Origin of the sequence: Undibacterium sp. TC4M20W (genome assembly GCF_049340245.1) — a bacterium.
Lineage (GTDB): Bacteria > Pseudomonadota > Gammaproteobacteria > Burkholderiales > Burkholderiaceae_D > Undibacterium.
Map to the genome: position 1 here is coordinate 127,800 of NZ_JBMPPI010000009.1, position 15,706 is coordinate 143,505.

A 15,706-nucleotide genomic window follows, 5' to 3' on the forward strand; every position below is an offset into this window, starting at 1 on the left:
CAAATTTAATTTAACGAGTCTATGTTCTTTATATTGTTTATCAAAGAATACTTCTCAATCACTTTACTTAAAGCAATTTTCCTTTGTGCTTCTGAAGAATTTTTGACGCTTGAATCATATAATATTTGTGCTGCCATATTGTCATATGGAATCGCAAATCCTCCTTCAAGAACATCAACTACACAACGTAAGTACGGTTTCAATTTGCTGAAATCAATTTTTTCATTTATCCCTGACCTATCAAAGGTCTCATAAAGTTCAAACATTTTTGTTTTGAGCAAATAATCGGTATATAGCCTATCAGAGGGGGAAATTTTAGAAATGATATCAATATCTATTTTTTGTTCGTCTAAATAAAAACTTCCAGGAACCAATCCAGACGGGCGAAGAACAGATTCAAAAAAGGATTCAATATTTCCCCTTTTCTCAATATCTGCGATTTCTTTCTCGGCATTCTCTTTATTCGAAGATTTATAAAAGCTCTTAACTATTTCCTCTAGTTTCTCGCTCGACGAACTCAACTTTTCGATTAAATTGTTTGTCGCGTCGATCTGCGCGCTTACTCCACGGGACTTTAAAAGATGAAAAATCAGTCCTGCCCATTGCTTCCTAAGATGATCTTCAATGTCTTGAAAAACATTAAAACCCTCGACCGCATTGTTTTTCATGGATCTGTGTACGTCGTCCACAAAATTAAAAATATCGATAGCATGCATTTGCTTTTCTATCGAAGGGTATTCGATATCAGAAACAAATTCTTTTTTTTTGTTTTGAGAGTAAAGATGTCTATCTGATATTACATTATTTTTTACATAAGTAAATATTGGAATCCCATGGTGCCTAGCCGCTTCATATTCGGCATTTGTAATAGACTTTTTTTTATCTTGAGTGTACGACCCACCGAAACGCCCCCCAATAATTAATATGAAAAGCTGACAATGCGAAATTTCGTGAATACAAGATTCATGCGTATGAAGTTCAGGATGATAAAAAACGTCGCCGTTTTCGCTAAGAACGGGATCGAATCCATATGAGCGAATGAAACGTTTCAGTTGCTCGCGAATCTCTCCTAAATCGAAGCACGTAGAGCTAACAAATACTTTTGGAATAGCCATGAGCATCGTCCCTGAAATTAATAATTAATCATGTATTTATTAATTCTAGCGGACTTATTTGATTTGCATGTTAATTTTATTCAGCTTTTATGTTCTCTGTGTCGTCAACTTGAGTCTTTTTGGTCTCCATCTCCAATTGCGTAGTAAACCCCTGCGCCGTGACGCTGTGTGTAGTTTTGACGATGATCCAGTCCGTATCCCCGATAGGCGCTTTTAAGCTGGGGATGCGCACGCCCATCATGGGCGTAATGTCAGGTCTGCCTAGGGCCAGGTTAAATTGCAGGGTGGCTTTGCCACGCTTTACCCGGTTCATTTCTGCTTTTGCTGCTTGTTCGGCCGCTTCTTGATTGGGGTAGGTGTGTCGCAAGCGTTTGGGGTTGTCGTCTTCGCCTATCAGTTCGCTTTTTTCCTTCGCGTCGTTGGGGTCGTGCCATTGGGCGCGCACGCCGCTGTAGGCGTCGCGGCTGGCGGTGTGGTAGCGGTGTTTGTCGCCGTCGCGGCGTTCCAGGGTGATGGTTGGCAGGCTTTCTCCTTTGCTGTTGCTACCCTCATCGATGGGCAAGAATAGCAAGGCATCTTTTTTGACGGTGGCGACTGCATCAAATCGTTTGCCCAGCCGGTTTAAAAAATTGATGTCTGATTCATTTGTCTGATCTATGTGGTCGATGATTTTACTTTGCAGGCTTTGGCTGACCTTGGGTGTTAAACCATTGTCCTTGGCAATCTGCCCCACGATATCAGCAACGGTCTTTTGATCAAAGCTGCGGTCTTTGCGGGTGCGTACGGGCTTTGCCATCTCGGCACTGCGGGCGCGTAGGACCAGCATGTCTGGTGCGCCTTCGTGTTCAACTTCATCCACCACGAAGGTGCCTTTGTCCACCATCGTGCTGCCGTGCCAGCCCAGCTGCAAAGTGATCTTGACGCCTTTACGCGGTATCGCCACGCGGCCGTCGCTGTCGTCTATGGTGATGTTGAGTTCATCAACGGCGTTTTCTCTGGCCTCGGTTAGTGTTAGGCTCACCAGGCGTGGGTAGATTTTGCTGGTAATGTCCTGGCCGTCCAGGGTGATGGCAAAGGCTGGTTTGTTGTGGCTCATTCTAAATCTACCTCTTCCCATTCAATCACGTCATCGCCCAGATCCGGGTCACCTGTGTGCGGGCCTACCTGGTCGCCCAGGTCCACCCGTTTCAAGCTGATAGAAAAATCTATCCTCTGTGGTGTACCGTCATCCAGAAAGATGGTTCTTACCTTCGTCAGATTGGTCAATAAAAATTGCCCATAGATACGCCCGGTGCCTTCCACCAGCACATAGGCGTCCCCAGCGTCGCCCATTTCTTCCAGGTCATCCAAAGACGCCGGGTCACCGGCAAAGGCTGGGGCCATCCAGCCGCTTAGGGTGATGGTGTTATCACCTGGGCCAAGGTACTGGTGCGCGTCACGCTCGCCCACGCGACTGGTGTTGGGGTGCTTCCATTCGATTTGTTGCTGGAATTCTTGGTACGCGGCGGTGGACAGGCTGAATACAAACTGGCCTAAACTCATCATCATGGTGCTTCGTCCTTTCTATGATTCATCATAGTCATGCATGGCAGACCGGCGTTGTTGTGCCTGGTGGCGCTCGCGCCTGTCCAGCTCGGCGGCCACTGCCTTGGCTATGGCTTGCGGGTCTGTGCCTGCAGCCGGGTTAATCACAATCTGGATATTGCTGGCGGCTGGTGCCGCGTTATTGCCTGCGCTGGCAGTGTTGCTGCCTTGGCTCTGCACCGGTGGGCGGCTGTCAAACTTGATAGGCTCGGCCAGGTGCGGCGGCTGTGGCTGTTGCGCTGCAAACTGCACCAGGGCGACTTGTTGAGGATTAAACAGAGGCGGCGGCACCTGCGCGAATGCCGGGTTAATTGCCGCGCTAAAGGCCAAGCCGGTGCCAATGGCCGACATTTGTTTTGTTACTCCTTGCAGCTTGTCCAATGGCAGCGCCTGGGCTTTCTCAATGCCGATAGACAAGCCTTGCATGGTGAATTGCCCCAGCTCGGCGAAGACCACGCTGGGCGAATGAATACCGAGCTTTTCTTTAAACCATGAGACAACGTTATCCGCCATGTTGCTGATGGTATCGCGCACAGTGCTGGCCGCGCTAGTGATGCCGTTCACCAGGCCGTGCATCATGAAGCTACCAAACTCGGTGAACTTGGCCGGGATGTCGATACCAAAATATCCCAGCACGCCCGCCATGGCGCGGTGGAACAGGCCTAAAGGGCTCCAGTTCAACAGCAGCGCACCCACGCCCGCTATGCCACCGTTAAAGGCCTGCTTGACCTCGCCCCATAGGCCCATGAAGAATGCGCTTACCCTGGACCAATTGCGATAGATCAGATACGCGGCCACAGCAATGGCCGTAATCGCCAGGCCTATAGGGTTCATGAGCAAAAAGCGGCCAGCCACCAGAAAGGCACGGCCCAGCCACATGACTGCATTGCCAGCCAGGCGCAAGGCGGGCAGCAATCCGCGCAGCCAGCCACCTACGCGGGCAAGGAAGGGGCCAATACGCGCAAATGCCGCACCCAGCCGGGCAAAGGTGCCAGCGAGTAAGCCACCTCTTATACCCAGCATGACCATGCCAAAGCGCAGAATGGCAAACGGGCCTATCAGGGCGGCCAAGCCCAGCGTAGCTGTACCCATTACCAGCAATACTGCTGCCAGGCCAGCAAAAGTGATAGTCAGGGCTTTGGCTACGCCCTGGTGGCGGTCAAAGAATCCCGTCAGGCTTTGTATGGTGCTGGTCAGCATTTCCAGCCCTTTATTGACCAGCGGCAGCAGGTGTTCACCTAATTGCTGTTCCAGCGTGTTGCGGCGGGCGACCAGGGCGAGGTATTGGCCGTTGACGCCACTGCCTGATTCTTTGTTTAACTGGTCAATGCCATAGGCACCTTTTGCGGCGTCACGGTGTTTTTGTATGTTGGCCCGTTCCAAATACATGGATGACATCAGGTTTGCTGCATTCCTGCTTGAGAACAAGGTCGTGATTTTGCTGATGACCTGGTTATCTGTCATGCCGGGTTTTTGGATTTTGGGTAACACATCTTCCATCAAGTATTTGAAGGGGTCAGATTTGTATTTATCAGCATTCAGCAAGGCGTCTGGTCGCATTTTGGTGATGTGGCCCGTTTTGCCGTACTTGATTGCATCCGGGTCTATCAGGCCATCTTTGTGCAGTTCTTCCGCTGTTTGCTGGGTAGTGCGGCCCACGGCCCAATTCTGATAGGCGCTCATCAAGGCGGTGCCGGTGCGGTCGCCGCCCATCTCTTGTATGTTGTGCAGCATGCCAAAGAAAAAGCTGTCATCTGATAATTGCTTGGCCGCTACGCCGCCCGTCTTGATCATGTTGAGCAGGTCTTCCGGCTTGACCAAGCCGCCCGAGGCTACATAAGCCTTGGTCGAAAAGTCCAGTACGCGCTTGAAGGTGTCCATGTCTTTTAACGCACCGCGTAGCTCTGCGACTTTGATCAGGTCCATGAACATGCGTTCTGCCGCTTCGCCGTGACCCTCGCCACCGCCACGCTGCTGCATGACGCCCTCGATACCAAACTTCATCTTTGCCAGCAGGGGCGTGACCTCTTGCGCGTGGTGGAAGTCGCGCAAGATTGATTGCGCCTCGGTCAGCAGTTTGAGGTTTTCTAAACTGCTGCTGCCCATGATGTCCATGCCTTTGGCGAATTTGACGCCTTCTTGCACCATGTGCTCACCTATGCCCAGGGCGCGCAGGCGGGACGTCTGTTGCTGGAATTGGGCGGCCTGGTCCAGACTTTTAATGACGGGTACACCCATGGCGGTACCGGCCATTGCCATGCCTGCGCCATTCATCGCCATGTTGCCCGCTACGGTGCGGGTTTTTTCCATCCGTTGTTTGGCGGCTGATACTTGTTCATGCCGCCTTGCTAGGGCTGCTAACTGGTGTTGCTGTGCCGCTATCTGAGTATTGGTGGCGGCCATGTTGTTGCGCAAGGTGCGTTCATGTGCGCTTAGTTGTTGTGTGCTGATGCCAGCAGTGTGCAAACTGCTACGCAGTGTCTGCAATTGCTGGCTTTCTCGCTGTAGTTGTTCTTTGATGAGCCTGGCCGCTTTGGTTGCCCGTTCAAACTCCCTTGTCATTGCGCGGGTGGGGTTTTGGGTGTTCTGAATTTGCTCGGCCAGCTCTTTGACCTTTTGCTGGGTAGCTCCTAGCCGCCCAGATGTTTCGCGCAAACTGGCAGACATACGCCTGAAGCCGGTAATGTTTTTTTGTTGTGCATCCATTTCCTTGAGGCGGTCACGCAATGCTTTCAAGGCTTTGCCGCTGGCAGAAGATTGAGACACGATACGTTTCAAGGGCGCTGTAACACGCTCTATCATGTTAAAAATTACCTGTAGCTTCAGGTCACGTGCTGACATAGTTACTCCGTTGAGCTTCTGACTCTGGCGCGCTCGCGCCAGTCCATTAAATCCAAAATGCTTAGTTCATTCATGGCAGAGGGCGGCCAGTGAAACACTACGGCCACGTCTGCCATGGCATCTTCTATCCTTTCAGGTATGCCATGCGGTCCGCTTTCTTGACCAAAAAAAGCGACACCTCCGAGCCGATTTCGAGCAAGTCAGCCGGGTCCAGGCTCGCCACATCTTTGGTCGTCAGGATGGGTGTTGTAATCCTTGGCAAGACTTGCTGAAGTGCGACAACACTCATATTTGCCAGATCTACCAGGGACACGCCGCGCAGTTCACCTGCAGACGGTTTGCGCAAGGTGATTTCTGTGATGAGTCCATCACCGCGTTTAATTGGTTCGTCCAGCGTGACGACTTTGTTTGTAACGGTGTTTTCTGTTGTTTGCTCTGTTGTCATTTGATGCTTTCTATTTTTGATTGGTTACTGATTGGTTAGACTGCTTGGGTGTTTTGTATTACATGCCGATGGCTGCACGCAGCTCGGCACGGCGATCGATGCCGCCGACTATTTCAACGCCGTTGATAAAGTCGATTTCGATAATGTCCTGGCCGTTGATAATCAGCTTGTAATAGCTGCAGGTGGTTTTGTATTTCTGGTCGCTCTTGTCGGCCATCTTGGCGCTGCCCATTTCGATTTCTTTATGGCGGCCACGAACGACGATTTCCACGGCGGTGACTTCTGCAGTGTCATCGTTCTGATAAGCACCGGCAAAGCGCAATTGCACGGCGTTGTGAGTGACAGCACCATATTGCAAGAGCGCATCGACCAGCAGGCCGCCTGCAGTCCAGTCGAATTCAATTTTTTCTGTGTGGTAGTCCACCTCGATAGGGCCGGACATACCGCCCGCGATGTACTCTTCCATCTTGCGCGACAGCTTGGGCAAGGTCAGCTCAGGCACCAGGCCCAAATAGTTCGCGCCGTCATTGAACAGATTGAAGTCTTTTAATTTGCTAGGTAATCCCATTTGTTGCTCCTGGTTGTTGGGGGTAATTGCCCGTCATGCTGACGGGCGGTTAGTTTTCTTAGGTGGTGATTTGCTTGGCAAAGTCAGCCAGGTATTTATCTGTAATGCGCTGCTGCAGTACCAGGTCTTCGACTGGGGGCACCGGCGTGTAATCGTAGTCAATGACCAATGAGCCGATTTTGAGACTGTCCTTGCTGTTGCTGGCCGGGTCGAACCAGGCTTTGCCGTCGATAATCAGACCGGCCGTTTTAAGTGCGCGGAATTTGGCGTTGATGGATTCAATCAGGTCACGCACCAGGGACGGGTGCATGGGCTTATCTACATAGGTGAAATGCACCTCGGCTATGGTGTCAGCCAAGACTTGCGCGGTGCGGGTGTAGTTTTCAAAGAAAAAGAATTCTGCTTCCTCGGCCGTGCGGCTGCCCCAGAAGCGGTACCCGGTTTTGTTTATCAGGGTGGTGACGCCTGCAGCGTTCAGTACGCCTGCATCTGTGGCGCTGCTTTGCAGATCCCAGAACACGTCCCGCGCAATGCCGGTCGGGCCATTCACCACGACATTGGACAGGGATTTATGCCAGCCTGTGTCATTGTCAATCTTGGCGCGCAAGCCCAGGGCATAGGCGACCGCCGGTATCGATGCGCTGGCATTGCTGGCAGTGTCGAAGTGCACAAAGTCAGGCCAAATAATCATGACCTCACGCTGGCCGAAGTGCTGGCGGTAAGCTATTGCTGCTTCCTTGGTCTGTGCGCCCCAGGCTGATGCGTACACAAAGGCGCGCAGCTTTTGAGCGACGGCGGCCAGTTCAGTGGTCACAGCTTGCGTATCGAGGCCAGGCGCGCCCAGGATGCGCGGTTTAACACCCAGCTTGGTTTGTGCAGCCAATAATGCTTTAACGCCCGTATATTGGCCGCTAGGCGTCACTGTGCCGACTACGTTCGCGGTCTGTATGGCTTCATCTTCATCAGCATCTACGCGCACCACGATGGTGACAGGGTTGGTTTGCAGGCTGATGGCGTTCAAGGCTTTTGCCAGCGTGCCGGTGTGGCCTGCCTTGGCAATGGCGGCTTGTACATTGGTGATTAACACCGGGACATTCAGGGGGAAGGCTGTAACGTCTGCATCGTCGGCCGTGGCAATCAGGCCGATGACTGCAGTAGAAACGGTACGTATCGGGCGCGTGCCTTCGTTTATTTCGATGACGCGCACGCCATGGTGGTAAGTTGTTGCGGGCATTGTGTTTGCTCCTTTTGGTGGTTGGGAGGGTTAAGCAAGGATGGCTGCAGCGCGGCCAGGCTGGATCAGCCCGGCGATTTCCAGCGCCTGCAGGCCAGTTGTGGCTTCTGCTGGTTTGATCCAGTCTGAGTTTTCAAGGCGCATTACCCAGGCTTTTAAACTTGCGTTGGCGTCTGCAGCGGCCAGAATGGCGGCGGTTTCTTCTTTGGTGAAGCGGTCAAGGAATTGGCCTCGTGTCAGGCGGTTGGGGGCAGCTACCGTCACATCCACAGACCAGGTGAAGGCCTGCACGGCTGTGACGTCGTTCAGGGCATTAACGGCCAGCTCTGCGGCGTTGCTTGATTGCCGAATGGCTTCCCGCTCGGCCAGCACGATATCGATGTCCCCCAAATTGCCCCAGCCTGCAGCATCGCGTTCCTCGGCGCGTTGCTTCTTCCAGTCTGTGGCGGCAATCAGCCTGGCCGCCTCGTCTTTGATTTGACTGCAGCGGGCAGCTTTGGCAGCCGTCAATGCTGCATCCAAGTTCAGGGTGACGGTGGTCTTACCCTTGGAGACTTTAACGATGCAATGCGCCAGCAAGGCCGCGTTAAAGCCGTCTGGAGCTGGTACCAGGCGCACGCCGTCCCAGGCCTGCAAGTTGTCGTCCTGGCTGTAGCCGGTGATTTGATTGGCGTTGTCAATGATAAGTAGTGTCATGGTGATGGTCCTTAAATTACGAGATAACCCAGCGTCATGTAATAGCTGCCGGTGCTGGCGTCAGTGAAATAAAGCGGGCCGTTTTGGCTGCCTACGGCTTTGTGTGCGGTGGTCAGAGTGATGTAGCTGGCCCCGGTGGCCGCTGCTAGTGCCTGGCTACTTGTGCCAGTAAGATAGAAGTAAGACGGCCCAGCGCCGCTATACGCGCCAGACATTGCCAGCATCAGTATCTTGCCGCCTATGGCCGCGCCGCTTTGTGCCGTGCTGGCCGCATAGGTACGCTGGAAGACGGTCATTTTGTTGGTGAACAGCCATTGATACAGGGCGGTGGCTGTCGTGTTCAACGCTGTTGTGATGCCTGTATTGCCGTGCAAGGCGGTGCGTATACCGGCATCACCAAAGAAAGTAGTTGCCAGTGTCGTGCGGCCTGCGGTGATTTCGCTCGATACAAAATTCCAGGCGTCTATAGCGGCGGTGATATCTGCAAACAGGTAGACCATGATGGTGGTCAGCTTGGTGTACATCGCATTCATGGCCACACTTGATTTAGCCAATTCGCGCAAGGCAATCAGGCTAGCCCCTATAGCATCTTGTGCCGGTGTGTTGGCTGCAATCGCGTTTAACCAGTTGGTGCTTGGATATATCAGCGTCATAGCCGCTTGAACAGATGCAAACTTGTCCATTGTCGTGCGGCTGGATGCTGTCAGGGTCAAGCAACCAGGTATCGCGGCGATGTATGGCACCAGGTAAGCGGCTTTTGTCTGTATCCATGTTTGCATGACGCTGGATGCAAGGATGTCTGTCCATGCCAGCGTGCTGCCCAAGAGTTTTGGGCGTAGTACATCGTCTTGCAGTGCCACTTGTATTGTTTTGGCTTCGTCACTGCACAAGCGCTGCCATACGCTGCGGTGGCTTGCGTCAGCCAGCCAGACATCAATGTCCGCGCTGGTCATGGCATCAAATAACGCAAGGGTGTCTCGGCCTATCAATGGGGCGTTAATGACTTTGTCCAGGCCACCAAAAACAGCGCCCGTCAGTATCAAAGTTTTGCTGTCGGCATTGGCAAGGTCAGTACCCTGCAGCAGAGTCTTGGCGCGGGCAATGTACTGATCGCGGAAATCGGCTAAGTTGGTAGAACTCATATCAGATCAATCCTGCGTAAATGAAAATTGATAGGTCGTCAATCTGCGCTTGCAAATTGGCGGTCGTGGTTTTGTCGGCCTTGGTCGTTTGCAGTTGGTTGGCCGCGCCGTTCAAGGCGTCAACGTCGGCATCTATGGCCGTGATGGTGCCGCGCAGGCGTTCCACTTCCACGGCACCGGGGTTCTGGATGTGGGGCAGGGGATAAGCCCGGTTAGCTGTCTTTTGATCGATCATGATTTGCCTTAGATGACAATGACACGCAAATTGCTGTGACGCGGACGGGCAGCGGTATTGCCGGATAGATCGAGCTTTGCCCGCAAGCGGTCAGCGGTGACGCCGTTCACTTCATAGGTCAGCTCATGCCAGTCGGCGGCTATATCACGGCTGGATACAAAGGGCGCTACTGTGTACACCGGTGTGCCTGCTGTCTCCGGTGCCACGCTCACAGCCAGGGCAGCGCCTGCAGGCAAATAACAATCCACCACGATGCGGGCGCGCACGTTTGCCCCTGCAGGAACAAGCGGGCTGATGTAGTTGCCCTGATTGGCGACCGTGCCAGCCAGCAGCGTGACGCCTGGGTGCAGCACCGGTGACAGACTGGCCGTGCCGGTCAGCTTGGCCGTAACGCTGAATTGCCCTGTCATGGGTGCAGCCAGTCGCACTGGCTGGCCGTCATCCACATTCAAGACGCTGCCGCCCGGCAAAGTGATTTGATATTCAACGCGGGTCTGTGCGCTGGGGGTTTCTACCAGGCTTAACAGCATTAAATCTGTGACGTTGGCAAGATTGGCATTGCCCAGGGAGATGGTGCGCGTGGTGGCTGTAAATTCAGCGGCCAGCAAGCGGAATGCAAGGTCACGGTCCTGGTGTGGTGTCCAGGTAGTGGCGTTGCTCGATGACAGCAACACGCCCACGGTGTAAGGTTGGCTGGCTACCCACTGGCCTTTATGGTCGTCATACTTGCCAAGCTCGGCAATGCTGGCCGCCGTGGTGGCATCGTCACATAAAATAACCAGGGCATAGTCCACACCACCGGTCAGGCTTACCGGATAGTCAAAGCTGATACGGGTAGCCTGGCCGTCCACGTTGATGGCTGCGGCTGATATACGCGCCTGGGCTATGACTTTCTGGTTAGGGATGCCCACCGATGTTTCCCGGATCTGTACGGCCAGCAAAGAACTACCCTTGGCAGTGAACCACAAATCCAGCCCGGATATCTGACGGTCAGCAGCCAGCGTAAAAGTTTGTGCAAGCGGGTCAGCCTTCAAAAAAGTCACCCAGCCGGATGCGTGCACGGTGACAAGCTGTTTAACGTCCTGAATTTCCACGCCGGTGCCGCTATAGATAGCCACGCCAAAGCTGCCATGGCTGCCCACGAATTCGACGCGCTTGCTACCTGCTGGCACCTTGGCCGGTATTTGAAACGTGCCGGTGATGGTGCCGGGCGTCGGTGTTGCAACGTTTCCCGGTATCACGGCAATGCCATCAAAGCGCAAGCTTTGTATTGTCTCGCCCGCTTCAAAACCTTTTACGGTAAAGCTGACGTTGATTTGACGGATGTATTCAGCGGCCTTACTGGTGTGGCTGATGTCGCGTGTAATCTCGTTAGTGGTGTCGTAGGCTTCGCCGTTTTCCACGATCCACAAGCCCACCCGGCGAGTAATGTTTTCTGTGATGGTCTCAGTGGTTGGGCTGTTCCATTGCGTATCTACGTCAGTCCAGCGGTCAATTGCCGGGGTCAGGGTTACATCACTTGGCAGCGGGTCGAATGCATCGTAAGGGTTGATTTTCATGCTGCCAGTGCGCCATGGCTGTTCCAGCAGCGTGACCGGGTTGAATGGCAGCGTTTGCGGCGCAGCCAGGCTTATGGATAGCAAATTGGGTTGCACAGACACAGGCAAGGTCAGCTCACCTCCGAAAATAGCGGCGGTTTGTGGCAAGCCCTGGTCGCGCACGCTGTCAGAGATAAACGGATCTACCAGCAAGCCACGCTTTGCCGTGGCATCGCGTAATTGCGTGCTGGATTCAAGGCGCTGCTGCGCTACCAGCTCGGTCAACAAATCAAGGCGTTTGCTGTAGGCGGCCAAGGTGTCCATAGGCACGGTACGCACGCTGTCTATCATGACCGTGCGCGGTACTGCGCGCCAGTTTTGCAGCACTGACGCCAGCGGCAAGAGGTTGGCAGGTACGCTGGGCGGGCGCGGGTTGCGGTCAGCGGCCACGCCTGGCAGCCAGACCAGCGCACCGGCACTATCCATGCACAGGCGATCTATACGGGGTAGCATGCGGTTATAGCTGATCAGGATAGCCGTGCCAGCCACCGCGCTGGTGACGGTGCAGCCGTCGGCGTCGATGGCGCTGGCTGGTACAGTTGCCAGATATTGATAGGTGACTTTGTATGTGCTGCCTGGTGCGGGTTCTGCACCTGGTAAAGACCAGTCTATCTGCTGGGCGGTGAATTTCCAGTCCACGTCCTTGGTGTAGATGGTTGCGCCTTGTTTTACTGACAGCACGACCAGGACAGAACCATCTTCAAGTGGGTCCAGCGCGCCGGTAAAGCCGCCGTGCGCTACATCTATGGTCTTTTGTGCTGTGATGGTCACATGCGTGACATTCGCAGCCGGGGCGCGGTCAAAGTTCACGCGATGCGCTGCTGGTCCGGTGGATTGGTGCGGCTCGTTCTCGATGTAGCGCAAGTCAGGAACAACGGCGCGTACCAGGCGGCGGCTGGTGGGCAGTTCCACCGCAAAGCCTGATACTCTGGCGCGGCCTTCACTGACTGTATAGACCTGTTCGCCAGTGAGCAAATTATCTGCTGCAGTCACATTTAAGCCGTTCACCACATAGCTACCGCCGGATGAATCGCGGTCATAGCGGGCTAGTGCCTGGGTCACGCCATCGAGCTGGGGCGGTGGTTCTTTGCTGCGGACCGTGCCGTCTTCTACTGTATAGACCGGGTAAAAATCACCAGGCTGGCCGTCACCGGCGAAGCCCCAGACCAGCAGCTTTTGCAGGCGGCCAGCACCGGCTTTATCAAAGCCACGGGTATTTTGTGCGCGGTTGCGTAGGCTGGGATCTTCCAGCTCGGTGATGATATGTGGTTGCAGGTACACGCCCACGATGACGACGCCGACCACGGCAACGGCAAGGGTTGCAGGCGGTATGCCACGCACCGCGCCATCCACATACAGCGCGCCGGATTCGCAGGTAGTCGCGCCTGTGATGGCATTGACGACAATGCGGGCATCACGGATTACTGCGCCGTCTGCTAGCAGCACATCAGCCACGCCCTTGACGCGGGCTTGCAGCAGGCTTTGTGTTTCGTTCAGTTCGTCTGACTGGATGACATGGTCTGCGCGATACAGCACCGTATCAAACTGCTTTGCTGGGTCGTGCCGGTTCAAATAGCCGGGTAAGTTGATATTTTTATCCATAGGTATCTTGTTCAGAAAGGCAAAACGTAGCGATAAACTTGTTCCGTAGCGCCAGAACGAATCAGGCGCGGGATGCGGTCAAGCATGTAGAGGCGGCCCGGCTTGTTGATTTGTTCTGGTGTGAAGTAACGTTGTCCGGCTGGCAGGCCTGCGGCTACTTCAGTGCCGACGAACAAGCCCAGCTCGCGGATGTCCTGCCCAGCGCCGTCACCATAATCAAAGACAAATTCGACTAATACCCAGCGTGATGGGGTATTGACTATACGGTAGAGGTCACCGCCTGGTACTCTGATGGTGTTCGGTGCGTTAGGGTCTAACTCAGGTACCACGAATTGCTTTTGTGATGCCACGCGGCGGCCTATTTCATCCATCAGGCCAATGGCAGTGATGGGTTCGGATAATGGCGCGGCATCCCATGCGGCCAGGCCGTGGCCCCATGCTAAGTGCAGCGGGCGGTTTTTAAATTGTTCGGCCAGCTCGATGCGGCCTTGGTCTTGCAGGACTGCCATGTCAGTGCCTTTCTACGGAATTGAAATTAAGGGGTAGCAGACGGCCCAGCCGCTGGCCCATTGGTCAGCCCAGCCATAAACAGGCAATGCCGGATTACAAACAGTGCTTGCTGTTCCTGGTGCAATGGCGGTGATAGGTGCAGGCATGGCGCGCGCCATTAGCACCGCGCAATAGGTCGCGTGGTGATTACCAATAACTGGCAGCAAAGCCGGTTGATTCACCTGGCCGGTAGTCAGGTCGCTGATGCTGACCACGCTGTTTAAGCGGATTTCACTATCCAGCACCCAGCTATCCAACTGCATCAAGGCATCGTCAACGATGGTGTTTAACTGGCGCGGGCGGTGGGCGGCAATGGGTGCCAGTACTGGCGGCACATTGACTATGCCGATGTGCGCTTCACCGAAAGACAGCTTAACGCCATCAGTTGAAGGGTCACCAGACCAGATACCAGAATCATCATCAAACAAGCATTGATCAAAGCTGGTGGCATCGGAGCGGCCAGCACGAAGGTCCAGACCGTGATACAGGCGATAAAAGCGGCTGTGAGCGGGCAAGGACGCATTCACCACCTGGCGTATACGTGCCAAGTCCAGCGCGGCCGCTGTGGTGCCTGGGTCGATGTGCAGCAAGAATTCATCTTCTTCTATTGCAACCTGGTCATAGCCCAGCCAGGACAAGGCGCGCACGACACTGGCGGCGCTGCCGCGTTCCAGCAACCAGGGCAAGCCAGCAGCGATCAGCTCGGCATTGCTGACGTAGTGCAGCGAGAATTGCGCCAGGTTCCATTCAGCGGCAAGCCAGGGCTGGAAGGCGGCGGGCATGCTGCTGGCGATGTTGGCCGGCGCGTCTGCTGCCGTGTCCAGATCCGCACGCGGGGCGATGCGTACCAGATTGCGTTCCAGCTCGCTGGCGTTGGGTGGTAGCAGCAATGCAAGATCAGTCATGCCACACCGCCATCTGTCAGGGTGATGGCGCCAGCGATGGCGTATTCATCAGCGGCTAGCACGGTATTGCTGGCGGGTTGGCCTGCGAAGGGGAATTCCACTCGGCTGATACCTTGTTGCTGTAGTTGCGCGGTCACCCAGGACTGCGGAACAGACCGGCCCAGGCTGGCATAAGTGGCAAGCGAAGCCATGAAAGAGGCAGTAATTTTTGTGACGATATCAGCCGGGGCGCTGGCTTCGCGCCATAGTGTTGCGGTGATATTCAAGACCACAGGCCGCGCAACGGCCACGGTTACATGCACACCCAACGGTCGGGCGTTGGGTGTGTTCATGGCGGCCAGCACGGCCGCGCTGGTGGCTTGCGCCTGGCTGGCGTCAATCAGCCACAGCACCACATTGATGCTGCCGGGTGTGGTGCTGGTGACGTTGGCATCGCGCGCATTGGCGCTGGCAGATAGGGCAAGCAGGCGGTATTGCTCGGTCGTGCCGTTGCCAGCCAGGGCGGCAATGCGCAACTGTATGCGGTTGCGGTAGCGGTCGTCTGCCTCGCCTGGCAAGCGGGCCAAGTTATAGAACGCGCCTTTGTGGTCCAGGTCTGTGCCGGTGGCAAACGCCAGCAGGTTGGCGCGGGCTGCATCGTTGACACGACCACGCAAGATCATTTCACGGTAGGCAAAGGCTTCTATCTGCTTGACCAGGGGTTCAGATGGCAAGGCCAGCACATTGGCGGCGCTGGGATGGCGTTGCAGCAAGTCTTGCTTGTGCACGGTAACTAGGGCTTCAAAATCCAGCTCTTCGATTACTGTAGGCGGTGGCAGCTTGGACAGATCAATCATGCTCATGCTTTCACCGTGACAGGTAAAGACAGACTAAACGCCTTTGAGGCTCGCACCAGTTGGCCCTTTAAATCAATGATTACCTTGCCTGGTGTGTCTGTGCGGTACAGTTTGACTTGCGTCAGCTTGATGCGTGGTTCCCACTTCAGCAGGGCTTCTGCCGTGGCGGCATACAGGCGCACTTGCGTGGTGCCATTGTCTGGCTGGTCGATCAGTTCAAACAACAAGCTGCCATAGTCGCGTCGCATTACGCGGGTGCCTATGGGTGTGGTCAGGATATCGGCAATGCTCTGGCGCAAATGTGCCAGGCCTGCAATACGTTCACCTGTTGAAAGATTCATGCCTGCCATTGTTTT

At 54.5% G+C, this 15,706-nt stretch carries 16 protein-coding genes; all 16 read right to left on the reverse strand.

Annotated features, from left to right (window positions below; genetic code table 11):
• Window positions 1–5: 5 nt before the first annotated feature.
• Window positions 6–1,115: a DUF4062 domain-containing protein gene (locus ACO0LL_RS13640; protein WP_422951387.1), complete on the reverse strand. Its 1,110-nt coding sequence runs from the start codon at window positions 1,113–1,115 to the stop codon at window positions 6–8.
• 76 nt (window positions 1,116–1,191) lie between these two features.
• Entirely contained in the window at window positions 1,192–2,211 is a 1,020-nt protein-coding gene (locus ACO0LL_RS13645; RefSeq protein WP_422951388.1) for a contractile injection system protein, VgrG/Pvc8 family, read from the reverse strand.
• The gene (locus ACO0LL_RS13650; RefSeq protein ID WP_422951389.1) at window positions 2,208–2,663 is read right to left on the reverse strand and encodes a phage tail protein; all 456 of its coding nucleotides are present in this window, start codon (window positions 2,661–2,663) and stop codon (window positions 2,208–2,210) included. Before ACO0LL_RS13650 ends, ACO0LL_RS13645 begins: the two co-directional genes overlap by 4 nt.
• A gap of 15 nt (window positions 2,664–2,678) precedes the next feature.
• The gene (locus tag ACO0LL_RS13655) at window positions 2,679–5,540 is read right to left on the reverse strand and encodes a phage tail tape measure protein (protein ID WP_422951390.1); all 2,862 of its coding nucleotides are present in this window, start codon (window positions 5,538–5,540) and stop codon (window positions 2,679–2,681) included.
• 2 nt (window positions 5,541–5,542) lie between these two features.
• Entirely contained in the window at window positions 5,543–5,656 is a 114-nt protein-coding gene (locus tag ACO0LL_RS13660; protein ID WP_422951391.1) for a GpE family phage tail protein, read from the reverse strand.
• An 8-nt stretch (window positions 5,657–5,664) separates the two neighbouring features.
• Window positions 5,665–5,985 carry a phage tail assembly protein gene (locus ACO0LL_RS13665; RefSeq protein ID WP_422951392.1) on the reverse strand — a complete coding sequence of 107 codons (321 nt, stop codon included), beginning with the start codon at window positions 5,983–5,985 and terminating at the stop codon, window positions 5,665–5,667.
• Window positions 5,986–6,043: 58 nt separating this feature from the next.
• Window positions 6,044–6,553, reverse strand: coding sequence for a phage major tail tube protein (locus ACO0LL_RS13670; protein WP_422951393.1), 510 nt, complete (start codon window positions 6,551–6,553; stop codon window positions 6,044–6,046).
• A gap of 58 nt (window positions 6,554–6,611) precedes the next feature.
• Window positions 6,612–7,787 (reverse strand): phage tail sheath protein, encoded by a 1,176-nt coding sequence (locus tag ACO0LL_RS13675; protein ID WP_422951395.1) that lies wholly within the window; start codon window positions 7,785–7,787, stop codon window positions 6,612–6,614.
• Window positions 7,788–7,817: 30 nt separating this feature from the next.
• Entirely contained in the window at window positions 7,818–8,483 is a 666-nt protein-coding gene (locus tag ACO0LL_RS13680) for a hypothetical protein (RefSeq protein WP_422951396.1), read from the reverse strand.
• Window positions 8,484–8,494: 11 nt separating this feature from the next.
• Complete coding sequence (locus ACO0LL_RS13685) at window positions 8,495–9,625, reverse strand: hypothetical protein (RefSeq protein ID WP_422951397.1); 1,131 nt, start codon at window positions 9,623–9,625, stop codon at window positions 8,495–8,497.
• A 1-nt stretch (window position 9,626) separates the two neighbouring features.
• Window positions 9,627–9,860 (reverse strand): hypothetical protein, encoded by a 234-nt coding sequence (locus ACO0LL_RS13690; RefSeq protein ID WP_422951399.1) that lies wholly within the window; start codon window positions 9,858–9,860, stop codon window positions 9,627–9,629.
• An 8-nt stretch (window positions 9,861–9,868) separates the two neighbouring features.
• Entirely contained in the window at window positions 9,869–13,060 is a 3,192-nt protein-coding gene (locus ACO0LL_RS13695) for a DUF4815 domain-containing protein (RefSeq protein ID WP_422951400.1), read from the reverse strand.
• Between the two features lie 11 nt (window positions 13,061–13,071).
• Entirely contained in the window at window positions 13,072–13,569 is a 498-nt protein-coding gene (locus ACO0LL_RS13700; protein WP_422951401.1) for a hypothetical protein, read from the reverse strand.
• A gap of 12 nt (window positions 13,570–13,581) precedes the next feature.
• A complete protein-coding gene (locus tag ACO0LL_RS13705; RefSeq protein ID WP_422951403.1) occupies window positions 13,582–14,514 on the reverse strand; it encodes a phage tail protein in 933 nt (310 codons plus the stop codon).
• Complete coding sequence (locus tag ACO0LL_RS13710) at window positions 14,511–15,356, reverse strand: baseplate assembly protein (protein WP_422951404.1); 846 nt, start codon at window positions 15,354–15,356, stop codon at window positions 14,511–14,513. The genes ACO0LL_RS13705 and ACO0LL_RS13710 overlap by 4 nt, the downstream gene beginning before the upstream one ends.
• Window positions 15,353–15,691 (reverse strand): GPW/gp25 family protein, encoded by a 339-nt coding sequence (locus ACO0LL_RS13715; protein ID WP_422951405.1) that lies wholly within the window; start codon window positions 15,689–15,691, stop codon window positions 15,353–15,355. Before ACO0LL_RS13715 ends, ACO0LL_RS13710 begins: the two co-directional genes overlap by 4 nt.
• Window positions 15,692–15,706: the final 15 nt, after the last annotated feature.